The sequence below is a fragment of the Burkholderia territorii genome (assembly GCF_001718335.1).
Taxonomy (GTDB): domain Bacteria; phylum Pseudomonadota; class Gammaproteobacteria; order Burkholderiales; family Burkholderiaceae; genus Burkholderia; species Burkholderia territorii.
In genome coordinates, this window is the sequence record NZ_CP013366.1 from 1,213,649 (window position 1) to 1,228,759 (window position 15,111).

General features: G+C 66.1%; 15 protein-coding genes. 13 read left to right on the forward strand and 2 right to left on the reverse strand.

Annotated elements, in window-relative coordinates:
• Positions 1-31: 31 nt before the first annotated feature.
• From WS51_RS33170 to WS51_RS16315, 8 genes are all read left to right on the forward strand, one after another.
• Positions 32-358, forward strand: coding sequence for a hypothetical protein (locus tag WS51_RS33170; RefSeq protein WP_414125472.1), 327 nt, complete (start codon positions 32-34; stop codon positions 356-358).
• 42 nt (positions 359-400) lie between these two features.
• Positions 401-1,225, forward strand: coding sequence for a LolA-like protein (locus WS51_RS16285; RefSeq protein ID WP_208606685.1), 825 nt, complete (start codon positions 401-403; stop codon positions 1,223-1,225).
• Between the two features lie 27 nt (positions 1,226-1,252).
• Complete coding sequence (locus WS51_RS16290; protein WP_060329797.1) at positions 1,253-2,071, forward strand: LolA-like protein; 819 nt, start codon at positions 1,253-1,255, stop codon at positions 2,069-2,071.
• On the forward strand, positions 2,068-3,789 hold the full coding sequence (locus WS51_RS16295) for a c-type cytochrome (protein ID WP_155773599.1): 1,722 nt from the start codon (positions 2,068-2,070) through the stop codon (positions 3,787-3,789). The genes WS51_RS16290 and WS51_RS16295 overlap by 4 nt, the downstream gene beginning before the upstream one ends.
• A gap of 153 nt (positions 3,790-3,942) precedes the next feature.
• Positions 3,943-5,328, forward strand: coding sequence for a hypothetical protein (locus WS51_RS16300; protein WP_059502780.1), 1,386 nt, complete (start codon positions 3,943-3,945; stop codon positions 5,326-5,328).
• Between the two features lie 52 nt (positions 5,329-5,380).
• Entirely contained in the window at positions 5,381-6,052 is a 672-nt protein-coding gene (locus tag WS51_RS16305) for a c-type cytochrome (RefSeq protein WP_059944988.1), read from the forward strand.
• A 246-nt stretch (positions 6,053-6,298) separates the two neighbouring features.
• On the forward strand, positions 6,299-7,420 hold the full coding sequence (gene ccsB, locus WS51_RS16310; protein WP_155773622.1) for a c-type cytochrome biogenesis protein CcsB: 1,122 nt from the start codon (positions 6,299-6,301) through the stop codon (positions 7,418-7,420).
• A 132-nt stretch (positions 7,421-7,552) separates the two neighbouring features.
• On the forward strand, positions 7,553-8,062 hold the full coding sequence (locus WS51_RS16315; RefSeq protein WP_069229444.1) for a DUF1269 domain-containing protein: 510 nt from the start codon (positions 7,553-7,555) through the stop codon (positions 8,060-8,062).
• Positions 8,063-8,184: 122 nt separating this feature from the next.
• Here the strand turns inward: WS51_RS16315 and WS51_RS16320 are convergent, their stop codons facing one another.
• Positions 8,185-8,817, reverse strand: a complete 633-nt coding sequence (locus tag WS51_RS16320) for a lytic transglycosylase domain-containing protein (RefSeq protein ID WP_196483506.1) — start codon at positions 8,815-8,817, stop codon at positions 8,185-8,187.
• 532 nt (positions 8,818-9,349) lie between these two features.
• Here WS51_RS16320 and WS51_RS16325 point away from each other — a divergent pair.
• Entirely contained in the window at positions 9,350-10,129 is a 780-nt protein-coding gene (locus WS51_RS16325; RefSeq protein ID WP_059505937.1) for a response regulator, read from the forward strand.
• Between the two features lie 12 nt (positions 10,130-10,141).
• Here WS51_RS16325 and WS51_RS16330 read toward each other — a convergent pair whose 3' ends face one another.
• On the reverse strand, positions 10,142-11,260 hold the full coding sequence (locus WS51_RS16330) for a sensor histidine kinase (RefSeq protein WP_059944523.1): 1,119 nt from the start codon (positions 11,258-11,260) through the stop codon (positions 10,142-10,144).
• Between the two features lie 702 nt (positions 11,261-11,962).
• Between WS51_RS16330 and WS51_RS32870 the strand changes: the two genes are divergently transcribed.
• The 4 genes from WS51_RS32870 (at position 11,963) to WS51_RS16350 (ending at position 15,110) form a co-directional block, all read left to right on the forward strand.
• Positions 11,963-12,520: an SCO family protein gene (locus WS51_RS32870; protein ID WP_151006902.1), complete on the forward strand. Its 558-nt coding sequence runs from the start codon at positions 11,963-11,965 to the stop codon at positions 12,518-12,520.
• Positions 12,521-12,550: 30 nt separating this feature from the next.
• Positions 12,551-13,225: a response regulator gene (locus WS51_RS16340; protein ID WP_059449446.1), complete on the forward strand. Its 675-nt coding sequence runs from the start codon at positions 12,551-12,553 to the stop codon at positions 13,223-13,225.
• A 217-nt stretch (positions 13,226-13,442) separates the two neighbouring features.
• Positions 13,443-13,859 carry a type II secretion system major pseudopilin GspG gene (gene gspG, locus WS51_RS16345; RefSeq protein ID WP_059545947.1) on the forward strand — a complete coding sequence of 139 codons (417 nt, stop codon included), beginning with the start codon at positions 13,443-13,445 and terminating at the stop codon, positions 13,857-13,859.
• A 48-nt stretch (positions 13,860-13,907) separates the two neighbouring features.
• On the forward strand, positions 13,908-15,110 hold the full coding sequence (locus WS51_RS16350) for a type II secretion system F family protein (RefSeq protein ID WP_069229446.1): 1,203 nt from the start codon (positions 13,908-13,910) through the stop codon (positions 15,108-15,110).
• The last annotated feature ends 1 nt before the right edge of the window (position 15,111 follow it).

Consider the following 15,111-nt stretch of genomic DNA (forward strand, 5'->3'; position numbering starts at 1 on the left):
GGGCCTCCCGCAGCGCGCGAGGACCTACTACATGATGACGCGGGGGATCGACAACCTGAAGGTGCACCGCATCACATCGGACAACCTGATCCGCTTCAGTTACCGCGTGACCGATCCCGACGCCGCGAAGCGGCTCGCGGACAGAAGCGCGACGCCGTATCTGTACGGGCAGACGAGTCACGCGCTGCTTGAAGTGCCGGTGATGGACAAGGTAGGCCAGTTGCGGCAAAGCGGCCGCCTCGAGGCCGGCCGCGAGTACTGGATGGTGTTTTCGAACAAGGGCAACGTCGTGAAGGTCGGCGAACGCGTGAACGTGATCATCGGATCGTTGCATATCGACGGGCTGCTGGTCGAATGACGATGCGGCCGCGATTCACGGCACAGGGACAGGAGAAGACTCATGACCCGGTTTCTTTCGGTAGTGATTGGGGCGGCCTCGCTGGCCGGTTTGCTCGCGTCGGCGCCCGATTCGATGGCGGCCTCGGCGGCAGGCACCGCCCAGGCCGGGGGCGCATCGGCGGGACGCGCGAGCGCCGCGCAGATCGTCGAGCGCAACGTGGCGGCGCGCGGCGGGCTGCAGGCCTGGCGCATGGTCAATACGCTGACGATGTCGGGGCTGATGGAGGCCGGCGGCAAGAAGAACACCGCGCTGCCATTCGTGATGACGATGAAGCGTCCGCACAAGAGCCGCGTCGAAGTCCGCTTCAACGGGCAGACGGCGTTCCAGGTCTATGACGGTGTGCAGGGCTGGAAAGTCCGACCGTTTCTCGGCCGTGACGAAGTCGAGCCCTATACGCCGGCCGAGGCGAAATCGGCGGCGCAGGCCGCGGAACTGGACGGGCCGCTCGTCGATTACGCGAGCAAGGGCAGCACGGTCCAGCTGATCGGCTCGGAGACGGTGGAAGGGCATCGCGCCTACGTGCTGAAAGTGACGACCAAAGAGCATGCGGAGCGTCGCGTGTGGATCGATGCGGCCACGTTCCTCGAGCTGAAGATCGACGGCGACCCGCGCGTGCTCGACGGCAGGATGCACGGCGTCTCCGTGTTCTTTCGCGACTTCCGCAAGGAGGGGGGAATCGTCGTGCCGCATACGCTCGAGACGGCCGTCGCGGGCGTGAAGGGAACGCACAAGTTGACGATCGATCACGTGGCCGTGAATCAGCCGGTGGACGATGCATCGTTCGGCAAGCCGCAGCTCGGTGCGACCAGGGTCACGAGCCGCTAGCCGCACGATCGCGCGAGGACCGAGGCCATGAAGCGAATCGAATCGTGGGTGCTCGCCGGCTGCATGGCGCTTGCCTTGTGCGCGTGCAAGCAGGTCGCGGGGCAGGATCTCACCGCGGAACAGATCGTCGAGAGGAATGTCGCCGCGCGCGGCGGGCTCGACGCATGGCGCAAGGTCCGGACGATGGTCTGGTTCGGTCATGTCGACAGTGCCAACGCTCCGGTGCGGGACTTGCCGTTCGTCCTCGCGATGAAGCGCCCGAACAAGACGCGCTTCGAGCTGACGGTATTGAACGAGAAGAGTGTGCGCGTGTTCGACGGCAGGGAAGGCTGGAAGCTCGGCGCGAGTCCGCGGCCGTATTCGATCGACGAGATCAGGTCGGCGCGTGACGAGCAGGTGATCGACGGGCCATTGATCGATCACGAAGCGAAGGGCGTCGGCGTGACGCTGGAAGGGATCGACCAGATCGGCGGGCACGATGCATACCGCCTCGCGGTGACGCTGCCTTCCGGCGCGGTTCGCCATGTGTGGATCGATGGCCGCACGTTCCTGGACGTGAAGTTCGACCGTCAGTTGCATGGCCCGCGCGGGCCGGTCACCGTCGAAGTGACCTACGGCGATTTCAAGCGTATCGACGGGCTGCAGATCCCGCTCAGGATCGAAAGCCATACGGCGACTTCCACGAACAAGGACACGCTGGTCATCGACAAGGTGACGCTGAATCCGCCGCTCGACGATGCAATCTTCACTCGGCCGACGTCGCCGGGTGGACGCCGTTCGGTCGCGATCGACGCGAGCGTGTCGCCGGCGCCGCCGCCTGCCGGCCTCCCGACGGCGCGGCCATGAGCGGCATCGGGCTGCTGCTGCGTGCCCTCGCGGCGGTGCGCACGCTTGCCGTGAACCGCCGGCTGGCGCGCTGGTTGTTGCTCGCCGCGCTGTGCGCGCCCACCGGTTACGCACGCTGCGACGAAGTGGCGGCTGCCGAGTCCGTCGCGTCCGCGCCCGTCGCGCCGGCGGACGCGGGCGAGGCAATCTTCCAGCGCGGCATCCTCGGCTCGGGCGCGCCGCTCGAAGCCGTGCATCAGGACGGCGTGCGCCTGCGGGGCGCGGCAGCCGCCTGCATCAATTGCCACCGGCGCAGCGGCCTCGGTTCGAAGGAAGGCAACAACACGGTGCCGCCGATCACGTGGCGCTATCTGGCGCATCCTCGCGCGCGAACCGGCGAGGATCTCGACATCCCGTACGTTTCCGGCATGCGTATCGATCGCGAACCGTACACGGAGGAACGTCTCGCCCGCGCCGTGCGCGACGGCATCGACGCGGACGGCAAGCCGCTCGGCAGGCTGATGCCGCAGTATGCGTTGAGCGATGCGGACATGGCGGCGCTGAGCGGGTACCTGAAACGGCTCGACGCGCGCAAACCGTCCGGCGTCACGGACACGGTGCTGCATTTCGCGACGATCATCACCCCCGACGCGGATCCGGTTAAGCGGGCGGGCATGCTCGATGTACTGCAGCATTACTTCGCGGACAAGAACGCGTTTCCGATCGGCGCGACGCCGCCGCTGCGCTCGACGCGCAAGATGATGTTCATGGTCAATCGCCGCTGGGAACTGCACGTCTGGCAGCTCACGGGGCCGCCCGAAACCTGGCGGGCGCAGCTCGCTCAATTTCTCGCACGGCAGCCGGTGCTGGCCGTCGTGTCGGGGCTCGGCGGCAGGAACTGGGCGCCCGTTCACGACTTCTGCGAAGAGGAGGCCGTGCCGTGCCTGTTTCCGAATGTCGAAGTCCCGGCAGGAACCGATCGCGATTTCTACTCGGTGTACTTCTCGCGAGGCGTGTTGCTCGAGTCGGACCTGATCGCGAAGCGGATCGAGGATGAGCGCGGCGCGCGGCCGACGTCGAAGACGATGAGTTCCGTATGGCAGGTCTATCGCGCGGGCGACAACGGCGAGCGCGGCGCGCAGGCGCTGGCGGCTGCGCTGAAGGCGCACGGCATCGCGGTGTCGAACCGCGTGCTCGCGCCGCGCGACGGCGTCGCGCAGGCGCTGCACGGAATATCGCGCGACGACGTGCTCGTGCTGTGGCTGCGGCCGCCCGACCTCGCGGCGCTCGAGCATGTGCCGCCCGCGTCGGACACGGTCTTCATGTCGGGGCTGCTCGGCGGGCTCGACAGCACGCCGCTGCCGGCCCGCTGGCGCGGCGTGACGCGCGTCGCCTATCCGTTCGACTTGCCCGAGGAGCGCCGCGTGCGCGTCGACTACGCGTTCGGCTGGTTCACCATCCGGCAGATTCCGATCGTCGCACCGCAGGTGCAGGCCGATACGTATCTCGCGTGCGGGCTGCTCGCCGAGACGCTGAGCCATCTGGTGGATGCGTTCGTGCGCGAGTATCTGGTCGAGCGCATCGAGGACATGCTCGAACGCCGCATCCTGACCGGCTACTACCCGCGCCTGACACTGGCGCCCGGGCAGCGCTTCGCGTCGAAGGGCGGGTATATCGTGCGGTTCGCCGGCGCGGATCGGACGACGGTTCGCGCGGACGGCGGCTGGATCGTTCCCTGAGCCGGGCCGCGCACGAATTGAGTAGATGTCTGACCGTGCAAGGAGGAGGGTGCCCCATGTCGGCTTGCAGCGCCGGATCGCACAATGAAGTCGTCACCCGCCGTTCGGCGTTTGCATCGGCGCGCGACGACACTCGGTGTGGGGGAAATCGCCATGAGTACCTCTCTGGCCGGCCATGACGCACATCATCGCCGGGTGCGCTTCACCTGGATGGCCCTGTGCGTGGCGCTCGTCCTGTTTCAGGCGTCCGTCGCGCGGGCGTTGCCGATCTTTGCCCGGCAGACCGGGCAGAGCTGCGTCGCATGCCATGCCGGCGGTCAGTTTCCCGAACTGACGCCGTACGGACGCATGTTCAAGCTGAACGGCTATACGTTCGGCGAGCGCACGATTCCGCTTGCCGCGATGGCCGTAGGCGACCTGACCAAGACGCGCTTCAACAGCGACGCAAGCGGCAATCCGGTCAGTCCGAAGGACGGCCTGCCGATCTTCGACTTCGCGAGCGTGTTCCTCGCCGGGAAGATCACCGACCATCTCGGCGGCTTCGCGCAGTTCACCTACGCGAACTACGATCATCAGGATGCCAACGCGAAATGGAAAGGATGGTGGGCATCGGACAACACCGACTTCCGCTTCGTCGACCGGATCATGTCGCCCACCAACGACCTGATTCTCGGGCTGACCTTGCACAACAACCCGACCGTGCAGGACGTCTTCAATACGGCGCCGGCGTGGAGCTATCCCTACATCGGCTCGGCGATCAGCCCGGTCGGCGGTGTGCCGGTCACGCCGATGATCGAGGGCGGGCTCGCGATGCAGGTCGTCGGCATGGGCGGGTATCTGTACTGGAACAAGACGGTCTATGCGGAGTTGACCGCCTACAGCACGGCCGACGGTATCTGGTCGTTCCTGAGCAAGGGCAACCACGCGGGCAATCCGGATCACCCGCAGGTCTACCTGCGCGGCTACAACCCGTATGCGCGCATCGCGTTGACGCGCGACTGGGGGCCGCACAGCCTGATGGTCGGCGCATTCGGGTTGAGCGTCGACATCTATCCGAACGACCCGAACAGCTTCCCGATCTTCGGCACGGGTGTGACGCGCTATCGGGATTACGGTTTCGACACGCAGTATCAGTACCTGCTCGAGCCGCATACGATTACCGCCCAGGCGCGCTACGTGCGCGAAAACATTCACGACCCGAACAACTTCGTCGTGAGCGACAACACGGCCGCGAACCTGAATTCGCTGCGGCTCAAGGCGTCGTACGTCTACCAGGCCAAGTACGGCATCAGCCTGTCGTTCTTCAATACGACCGGCACCGCCGACAGCGCGGCCTATGCGGCGAGCGCGAACTTCCATCCGAATACGCAGGGCTGGACGCCGGAAATATTCTGGATACCGGATCAACATGTTCGCGTCGGCATCCAGTACACGCACTTCACCAAATACCTCGGCGCGACGACCAATTACGACGGCAACGGACGCAATGCGAGGGACAACGACACGCTGTTCATCTATCTATGGATCGCGTCGTTCTGACGTCCGGCGGGGCGACTGGCGTTGCGGACGTCGCGGCAGGGAGAGCATTGAAATGATCAAGGTGACCCATTTCGCTTTGCTTGCGCTGGTGCTCGCGGCATCGGGTTGTCACGACCTCGAGCGGTCGAGGGAAGTCGACAATCCGGCCGTGTCGGGCAAGACCATTGCGCTGCAGGTGTGCTCGAACTGTCACGGCGCGACCGGCGTGTCGGTTTCTCCGATGTTTCCCAAGCTTGCCGGGCAGGGCAAGGAATACCTCGTCGACCAGCTGACGGATTTCAAGCGTCACGCGCGCGCCGATCCGAACGCGAAGCGGTTCATGTGGGGCTTCACGCATTTGACCGACGCGCAGATCGACGAGCTCGCGGCCTATTTCTCGAGCCAGCCGCCGACGCTGGGCTCGGCCGGCGATCCTGCGCTGGTCGACGCGGGCCGGGCGATCTTCATGTCGGGACTGCCGGACAAGGGCGTCGCCGCGTGCATCGGATGCCATGGGCAGCATGGCGAGGGGCTGGACCGGTTTCCGCGTCTTGCCGGCCAGCACGCGGACTACGTGATCAAGCAACTGCGGGTGTTCCGCGAGACCGATACGCGGCCACGCGGAGCCGTCATGAAGGCGGTGTGCGCGAACATGACCGACCAGGACATGCGCGCGGTCGCGGCTTTCGTCGAAGCGTTTCCGGACGCGCATGATGCACCGGCGAATACGTCGGCGCGTGAATGAGCTGACGCCGGTCGAGTTGCCGCGCGTGCGGACAGCCGAGCCGCACTGGCCGCAGCCGTGCGCGATGGACCGGCCGGCATCGTTTCGGTGCACCGTCTCCCTCGTGGCGGGGCGCCGCTTTTTATTCGAGAGGCGGGTTCGTACCCGAGCACCATGAAAGCCATCCGATTCACGCGCAACGACACGGTGCCGATCGCAAGCCGGCCGGACCTGCATCGACGCGGGTCGCGCGTCGACGTGCGCCGCATGCGCGTTGCATTCGCGGCCGGCCTGTCGATCATCGACTGGATCTTCGCTCTGGCACTCGTGGTCGGCGCGGGCTATGCGTTCGTGCATGACAACGAACACATGAATGACTACGACAAGGCGGTGATGATCGGCACCGTGCCGGCGCTTGTCGTGCTCGGCTGGCGCTGGAAGCCCGCGCGGCTGATGATGGCGTCGATCGCGGTGTTGTCGCTGCTGTCGATCCAGATCTACCAGGGCGATCTCGCGCGCGCCGATTCGGCGTTCTTCCTCAAGTATTTCCTGTCGAGCCAGTCCGCGATCCTGTGGATGAGCGCGCTGTTCGTGCTCGCGACGATCTTCTACTGGATCGGCTTGCTCGCGCGCTCGGAGTCGGGTTCGGCGATCGGCCAGAAACTGACGTGGGTCGCGGTGCTGATGGGCTTCACCGGCCTGATGGTGCGCTGGTACGAGTCCTACCTGATCGGTGCGGACGTCGGGCATATCCCGGTGTCGAATCTGTATGAAGTATTCGTGCTGTTCAGCCTGATAACCGCGCTGCTGTACCTGTATTACGAAGGCCACTACGGCACGCGCTCGCTCGGCGCGTTCGTGCTGCTGGTGATCAGCGCGGCCGTCGGCTTCCTGATGTGGTATTCGGTCGCGCGCGACGCGCAACAGATCCAGCCGCTCGTGCCGGCGCTGCAGAGCTGGTGGATGAAGATACACGTGCCGGCGAACTTCATCGGCTACGGCAGCTTCGCGCTGTCGGCGATGGTGTCGGTCGCGTACCTGATGAAGGAGCGCGGCGTGCTCGCCGATCGTCTGCCGACGCTCGAGGTGCTCGACGACGTGATGTACAAGTCGATCGCGGTCGGCTTCGCGTTCTTCACGATCGCGACGATCCTCGGTGCACTGTGGGCGGCCGAAGCCTGGGGCGGCTACTGGAGCTGGGATCCGAAGGAAACCTGGGCGCTGATCGTGTGGCTCAACTACGCGGCCTGGCTGCACATGCGCCTGATGAAGGGTCTGCGCGGCGCGGTCGCCGCGTGGTGGGCGCTCACCGGCCTGCTCGTGACGACATTCGCGTTCCTCGGCGTCAACATGTTCCTGTCGGGGCTGCACAGCTACGGGCAGCTCTAAAACCGCGCGGTCTCCTACCGTGTTCCACCCATGCATTTCGGCGGGCATTACCACTACAAGCCGGATACGCACCGAACGAGAATGTGAGAAGCGGGTATCGCCGCATTGCGCGGTGACGTAGGAGGAACTGCCATGAGAAGGGTCTATTTTCTGCTGCCGACGACGCAATGCGCGCAGTCGATCGTCGGCGAACTGTTGTCGATGCGCATCGAGTGGCGACGTATCCATTGCCTCGCCAATCATGACGTGATGCGCGACGGGCTGCCGGCGGCCACGCTCGCGCAGCGCAGCGACATGCTGCCGTCGCTCGCGCGTGGCACGGCGGTCGGCTTCGGGACGGGCATGTTGCTCGGGCTGCTCGTGCTGCTGTTCCCGCCCGACGGCTTGCCGATCGGCGGCGGCATCGTGGTGGCGATCACGCTGTTCGGCGCGGCCTTCGGCGCGTGGGTCGCGACGATGATCGGCGTGGACGTGCCGAGCACGCGCCTGAAGCGTTTCGAGGACGGCATCGAGCACGGCGAATTACTGATGATGATCGACGTTCCGACCGACCGCGTTCACGAGATCGAAGACGCGATCAGGCTTCGCCATTCGGATGCGCACCTGCAGGGCGAGGATCCGGCCATCCCGGCATTTCCCTGATCGTGCGTCGACGCGTCGGCCGGCGCGATGCCGGCCGACGTGCGCGGCCGCACGTCATCGCCCGACAGTGTCGGCGGCGAATCGCACGCGCGTCGCCGACGGCGTCACGCGGCGCATGGGCGTCAATTCGCGGCGAGGAGCCGCTTGTAGCGCGCAAGTACGCGCGGCACGTAGTCACGCGTCTGCGGCGACGACGGGATGCGATAACCGGCCCGAATCACGGCGTTCTCGCCGGCATTGTAGGCAGCGAGCGTGAGCTCGACGTTTTCCTTGAACAGGTTGAGCAGAAAGCGAAGATACCGCGCGCCGGTCAGCACGTTGTCGCGCGGATCGAACATGTCGCCGCCCGAGAAGCGGCGTGCCGTGTCCGGCATCAACTGCATGAGTCCGAGCGCGCCTTTGTCGGAGACCGCCTTCGGGTTGTAGCCCGATTCGACGTCGATCACCGCGCGAAGGAGCTCGGGCGGAACATTGAATGCGCGGCTTGCCTCGGCGATCACGTCGGCGAACGACGCCGCGACCGCCGATTTCGACGCGGCATGCTTCGCGGTCGACCGGGCCGACGCGGCCGGCTCGGCGGCCGCGACGATCACTTTCAGATTGGCCGTGCCGGGTTCGTTGGTCAGGACGATTACGCCATTGCTGGCCACCGTGCCGTAGATCTGCGCATGAGTCGGGCACGACCATGCCGAGCCGATTCCCACGCATGCGGCAACGAGCGCTGTTCCCAGTCCGGATGAAGGGCGGCGGTGCATCTGTCTGGCCTCCTGCACCTGCATTGTCGTGGTCGGTGCATCGGCTCGACAATGGGGCGACCTCCTACACTTCGATGCGTGAAGAGATACCCGGCTGCCGCGCTGCAAAACTGTTACACAAGTAATCGTCGGTAGTGCTCGGTAACCGGGCGAAGTTGACGATCCTTACGCGGAAAAGTTGTTTTCTGCTCAATGCGGCCGTCGTCGCGGAATGAATCGTTCCGCGCGGGGCGGAAGCGTTCGGATAGTCCCGCCATCCGTAGTCCTACCAATGCGGCACACGACGTCGAATCGATTCACGCCTGCAACATTCCAGCCGCTTTCACACGTTTTCTCAGGTGCTTGTCCGGCGCGTGCGCTCGCGCTTCGCGCGGTGGCGCGATCCTTGCTCGCAGCACGGGCGTGGCCCGTCGCTCGCGAGACGGGGCCGCCAGACCGGACAGCGCACAACAGCGAAAAAATCGTCCGGCACCGTGCAAACGAGGCGTCGAGAACCGGCGTGGTGCAAGCGCGGGAAAACTTGGGGGAAGTCGTGAACACACAATATCGCGTAATGATCGCAGAGGATCACGATCTGCTGAGAAACGGGCTACGGTCGATGCTTTCCGCTCAAGGCGATTACGAAGTCGTCGGCGAAGCACGGGACGGCAAGGAAGCATGTCACCTGGCGATGACGCTCGCGCCGGACCTGGTCCTGATGGATCTGTCGATGCGCGGGATGAACGGTATCGATGCGAGTGCAACGATCAAGCGGCGCGTACCGACGATCCGGATCGTCGTACTCACCGTGCATCAGAACGAAGAATACGTGCGCGAGGCGCTGCGTGCAGGTGTCGACGGCTACGTGCTCAAGGACGTTTCGTTCGACGAATTGCTGCTTGCGATGCGCATGGTCATGCAGGGAAAGCGGCACCTGAGCGCGGACGTGTATGGCTACATGGTCGACTCGTTCGTGACCGGCCGCGAGACGCCCGCGCCCAAGAAGGCGTGGGACGTCCTGACCGCGCGCGAACGCAGCGTACTGAAGCTGATCGCGGAAGGGCGCACGAACCGACAGGTCGGTCTGTATCTGAGCCTGAGCCCGAAGACGATCGAGAAGTACCGGGCGAGCATGATGCACAAGCTCCATCTCGCGAATCTGACGGAGCTGGTGCTCGTCGCGATGAACATGGGTCTCTTGACCACGCTCGCGGCGAAATGCGCGGAGCCGAACGTCGAGGACGTGCAGGCCAGCCCGGCCGGCGACGGCATGCACGCGCCCGACGCCGTCGCGCCGCTGGACGGCTATCCCGCCGGCGGTGCGAAGCGCTGAGCGCAGCCGGTGTCAGAGCGGCCAGGTCGCCGAGACGCGCGTGCCGGCCGTGGCGGACGACAGGATCGCGAACGTGCCGCCGTGCGACTCGACGCGATGCTGCATGCCGATCAGGCCGAGTCCCGCCGCGCGCGCGTCGTCCGTCGCAAGCGGATGGCGCTCGTAACCGACGCCGTTGTCGTCGATCGTCAGCAGCAACCCGCCCGCATCGCGCCGCAGGCCCAGCACGATTTCGGTGGCCTGCGCATGTTTGACGACGTTGTGCAGTGCCTCCTGCGCGACCCGGAACATGTCCGCCTTCAAGTGCTCGGGAATGTCGTCGTCGTCGACGTCGCACTCGAATGCGACCGACAGCGGGCCCGCGTCGCGCTCGATGCGGCGGCACAGCGACGCGAGCGAGGCCGGCAGGCCGAGCCGGTCGAGCATCGGCGGGTTCAGCTCGCCGCAAATCTGGCGCACTTCGGCGATCGTCTCGCGAATGCGCAGCACGCCGACGTCGAGCAGGTTCGTCGCGTCGGCGATCTCGCCACGACGAAGCCGCATCAGCGCGTCCTCGTTCATCAGCTTGATGAGCGTCAGCGCCTGGCCGAGCCCGTCGTGCAATTCCGCGGCGAGCCGATGTCGTTCCTTCTGCTGGCCCATCAGCAGATACGTGTGGTACGCGTGCACGCCCGCATCGTTCGCCGCGGCGCCGCGGCGAACGGGCTCCGGCGCCGGCGGTTCCTCGAACAGCGTCAGCGACAGCGAAGTACCGGGCACTGCCTGCTGATGTATGACGAATTGCGCGGGATGACCGGTTCGTCCGCTGAGCATCGCCGTGAATGAACGCGGCTGAAGCGCGGCGTGTGCGGACAGTTCGTGTGCCAGCGCGCCGCGCGCGTCGTCGGGTGCCATGTCGATCAACTGCCGGCCCGCGAGCTCGGCGCTCGTATAGCCGAACAGCGCAGCGGCGCTGCGATTGACCGATACGAAGGTGCCGTCATCGTCGAGAATGGCGAGCGCCGCGCCACGCGCATCGGTGACGACGGCCGCGCGCGGATCGTCGTGACGAAGCGCACTGCGCAGCCTGCGCATCGCATCGATCAGATCGAGCAGCCTGATCCGTGGTCCTTCGGGCTGGCGTTCAGTCATGGTGGCTCCCGAGGCGGCTCCCGACGCGCAGTTTTCAGGAAACCGTAAGGTTGCGGTCATTCTAGGACGTGACCGACGCGGGCCGCAACATGGGGATTTCGCGGGTTCTTCATAGGGAAATACCTGCCGCCCGCATCGGGAGATCGTGCAGGGCGGGCATGTCCTACCGGCCTTTGGGGAGCGTCATCCCATGACCTTCGCGAGCAAATTCATGACACTGCATTCGTGAGGCACGGAATCGTCTGTTGCCTGAATCGTGTCATGGAGGCTCGTATGAACAGGATCGCCAGATCGACGATGGGTGCATTCGTGGTCGCGGGTGTCGCGCTTGTCGCGGCGCCGGCCTGGTGTGCGTCCGATGGCGGCACGATGGACGATGCGGGCGGCGCGGCCGCCGAAAGCGCGGCGGCGAACGCGAGCGCCACGGAGAACACGGCGCCGGATGCCATCGAGAGTCTGATGGGAAAGGACATGCACAACGGTGCCGGCCATCCTGCCGAAAACGCGACGCAGAGCGTCGACGACAGCGCCGCCGGCAGCGCGCCGGCGCAGGCGGCCGAGCATGAAATGGATCATGCGATGGAGCCGGCGACCGCCGCTGCCGAGGAGCCCGCTGCCGCACCCGCGATGGCGCCCGCCACCGACGCGCCCGCCCAGCCCGCACCGACAGCGCCTGCCGATAACGCGACCGGCAAGGCCGGCATGCCCGAGACCGAGAGTGCGACGGAACCCGCCGGCATGCACATGCATCACGCGGTGATGCCGGGCACCGTGCACACGATGGTCCAGTACGCGGCGCCGGCGGTGCAGCTCGTGCGCGACGACGGCCGGACCGTCTCGCTGGTCAAGGAGCTCGACGACGGCAGGCCCGTGATTCTGACGTTCGTCTACACCAGCTGCACGACCATCTGCCCGATGATCAGCCAGACGCTCGAGCAGTTGCAGGGCGAACTCGGCGCCGACCGCGACAAGGTCCACATCATGTCGATCTCGATCGATCCGGAGGCGGACACGCCCGAGCGGCTCAGGAGCTACGCGGCACGCTTCGGCGCTGGCCCCGAATGGCAGCACTACACCGGGACCGTCGATGCGAGCGTGGCCGCGCAGCGCGCGTTCAACGTGTATCGCGGCGACAAGATGAACCACACGCCGGTGACGTTCGTGCGTGCCGCGCCGGGTCAGCCGTGGCTGCGGATCGACGGTTTCGCGACGCCCACCGAGCTGCTCGCCGCCTATCGCGACGTCGTCGCGTCGAACTAGGGGCCATGTCTTCGCGAGGGAGCGTCGAAATTGGACAACAAGCATCGCGTGCTGGTCGTCGAGGACCAGCATCTGTTGCGCGTCGGCCTGAGTCATCTGGTTTCCGAGCTGGCCGACTATTGCATCGTCGGCGCGGCGAGCGGCGGGGTCGAGGCCTGTCATCTCGCCGAGAAGACCCGGCCCGACCTGATCCTGATGGATCTGTCGATGCCGGGCGGCAGCGGCTTCGAAGCGATCGCGACGATCAAGCGCAACGTGCCGCATGCGCGGATCATCGTCCTCACGGTTCATCACAGCGAAGATGACGTGGGCGATGCCTTCGCCGCCGGTGCGGACGGCTACGTGGTCAAGGACTCGCCGTTCGCCGATCTGGTGCGCGAGATGCGCTTCGTGATGCAGGGCAAGTGCGTCGTCAGCCTCGACGCGTATCGCGCCCGTGCCGGCCTGCACGGGTCGCGCGACCCGAACGCGCACAACGCGCGCTTGTGGAGCGCGCTGACCAATCGCGAGCGCACGGTGTTGCGTCTGGTCGTGGAGGGGCACACGAGCCGGCAGGTCGGCGAGTGCCTGAAAGTCAGTCCGAAGACCGTGGACAAGCACCGCGCCAATCTCATGCGCAAGCTCGGTATCGCCAATCTGACCGGCCTGGTTCACTTCGCGATCGACATCGGCGTGCTCGCGCTGAACGACGACGACCGTGTGTAATTTCCCCCAATCCGCGCATGGTTCAACTGGGGGGGATTTACCCATTGGGATGGACGGCACTCCCTACTTCTGGTGCGTTCCGGCGTGAACAAGAATGCAGTCAACGGCCTCGGCAACACCGACGCCGCGGGTCGATACAGGGAGGTAAGCCGTGAGCCACGAATCGTCCTCGATACCGGCCGGCGGGCCGGGCCGGCGGCAGCGCGACGGACGAAGCGTGTGCCGCGCGTTCGCGAGCCGCGGCTTCACGTTGCTCGAACTGCTCGTCGTGATGGTCATCATCGGTTTGCTGGCGGGGCTGGTCGCGCCACGGTACTTCGAACAGGTCGGCAAGTCGAACGTGAAGATCGCGCGCGCGCAGATCGTGTCGCTGGGCCAGGCGCTGGATCAATACCGGCTCGACGTCGGTTCGTATCCGACCACCGAGGAAGGCCTCGATGCGCTCGTGAACAAGCCGCAAAACGCATCGCGGTGGAGCGGCCCGTATCTGCAGAAGTCCGTTCCGGTGGATCCGTGGGATCGCCCTTATCAGTATCGCTCGCCGGGCGAGCACGGCGACTACGACCTGTTTTCGCTCGGCAAGGACGGACGCGGCGGCGGTACCGGCGAGAACGTGACGATTTCTTCATGGTAGAGGCGCGGGTGCTGTTCACGACGTGAGCGGACCGCAAGGAGAGTCGACGTGAAATTCGTGCTGCGGGTATTCGATACGGGCGGCTCGGTGCAGACGCTGCGGATCGACAGCGATTCGCCGGCGAACGCCGCGTCGCTCGCTCGCGCGCGCGGCCTGCGCGTCGTGTCGGTCAGCGCGGACGCCGCGCGGCAGCGGCGCGGCGCGAACCGGTTCGGCATGCCCCGTGCGCGCTTGGACGTCGACATGTTCGCGCGCGAGCTGGCCGCGCTGCTGGATGCGGGCGTCGGCCTCGTCGACGCATTGCGCACGCTCGGCGGCAGCTCACGGCGCGAAGCGTCCGCACAGGTGTATCGCGATCTGCTGCGGCATCTCGAGGAAGGGCAGTCGCTGTCGATGGCGCTGGAGCACGCGAGCCCGATCTTTCCGCCGGTGCTGGTGGCGTGCGTGAAGGCCAGCGAGCAGACCGGCGGCCTGGCCGACAGCCTCACGCGTTATTCGGTCAACAGCGCGACGCTGCGCGAGCTGCGCGCACGGGTCGTGTCGGCGGCGATCTATCCGACGGTGCTCCTGTTCGTCGGCGCGGCCGTCGTGCTGTTCCTGCTCGGTTTCGTGGTGCCGCGCTTCGCGACGCTGCTCGAACACAGCGGACGCGAACTGCCGCTGATGTCGCGACTGCTGATGGCGTGGGGCAGCATGGTGCACGCGCACGGCGCCGGGCTCGCGTGCGGCCTCGCTGCACTTGCGGTAGCCGTGGGCGTCGCGCTGCGGCGGCCGGCGCTGCGCAACTGGCTTGCCGACCGTCTGCTGGCGCTGCCCGGCATCGGGCAACACTTCCGCGTGTTTCGTCAATCGCAGTTCTATCGCACGACCGCGATGCTGGTCGACGGCGGCATTCCCGCCATTCGCGCGTTCGACCTCGCGCGCGGTCTCGTCGGCCGCGCGGACCAGGCTGCGCTTGCCGCCGCGCTGCAGCAGATCCGCAACGGCGCGAAGGTGTCCGAAGCGTTTCAACAGGCCGGCCTCGCGGACGCGATCGGCTATCGCCTGCTGACGGTGGCCGAAAAGACCGGCGGGCTCGGGCCCGTCCTCGACCGGATCGCCGCGTTCCAGGAAGCGCAGGTGTCACGCACGATCGACCTGATTTCGCGACTGATCGAACCCGCGATGATGATCGTGATCGGCGTGGTGATCGGCGGCATCGTCGTGCTGATGTACATGCCGATCTTCGAGATCGCGTCGAGCATTCAGTAGA

What these genes read in the sequence shown, in the direction of transcription:
- WS51_RS16290 (WP_060329797.1), top strand. Translation starts at nt 1,253, where the DNA reads ATGAAGCGAATCGAATCGTGGGTGCTCGCCGGCTGCATGGCGCTTGCC.
- WS51_RS16330 (WP_059944523.1), bottom strand. Translation starts at nt 11,260, where the DNA reads ATGACTGAACGCCAGCCCGAAGGACCACGGATCAGGCTGCTCGATCTG.
- WS51_RS16300 (WP_059502780.1), top strand. Translation starts at nt 3,943, where the DNA reads ATGAGTACCTCTCTGGCCGGCCATGACGCACATCATCGCCGGGTGCGC.
- ccsB (WP_155773622.1), top strand. Translation starts at nt 6,299, where the DNA reads ATGCGCGTTGCATTCGCGGCCGGCCTGTCGATCATCGACTGGATCTTC.
- WS51_RS16305 (WP_059944988.1), top strand. Translation starts at nt 5,381, where the DNA reads ATGATCAAGGTGACCCATTTCGCTTTGCTTGCGCTGGTGCTCGCGGCA.
- WS51_RS16285 (WP_208606685.1), top strand. Translation starts at nt 401, where the DNA reads ATGACCCGGTTTCTTTCGGTAGTGATTGGGGCGGCCTCGCTGGCCGGT.
- WS51_RS16295 (WP_155773599.1), top strand. Translation starts at nt 2,068, where the DNA reads ATGAGCGGCATCGGGCTGCTGCTGCGTGCCCTCGCGGCGGTGCGCACG.
- WS51_RS33170 (WP_414125472.1), top strand. Translation starts at nt 32, where the DNA reads ATGATGACGCGGGGGATCGACAACCTGAAGGTGCACCGCATCACATCG.
- WS51_RS16320 (WP_196483506.1), bottom strand. Translation starts at nt 8,817, where the DNA reads ATGCACCGCCGCCCTTCATCCGGACTGGGAACAGCGCTCGTTGCCGCA.
- WS51_RS32870 (WP_151006902.1), top strand. Translation starts at nt 11,963, where the DNA reads ATGCCCGAGACCGAGAGTGCGACGGAACCCGCCGGCATGCACATGCAT.
- WS51_RS16315 (WP_069229444.1), top strand. Translation starts at nt 7,553, where the DNA reads ATGAGAAGGGTCTATTTTCTGCTGCCGACGACGCAATGCGCGCAGTCG.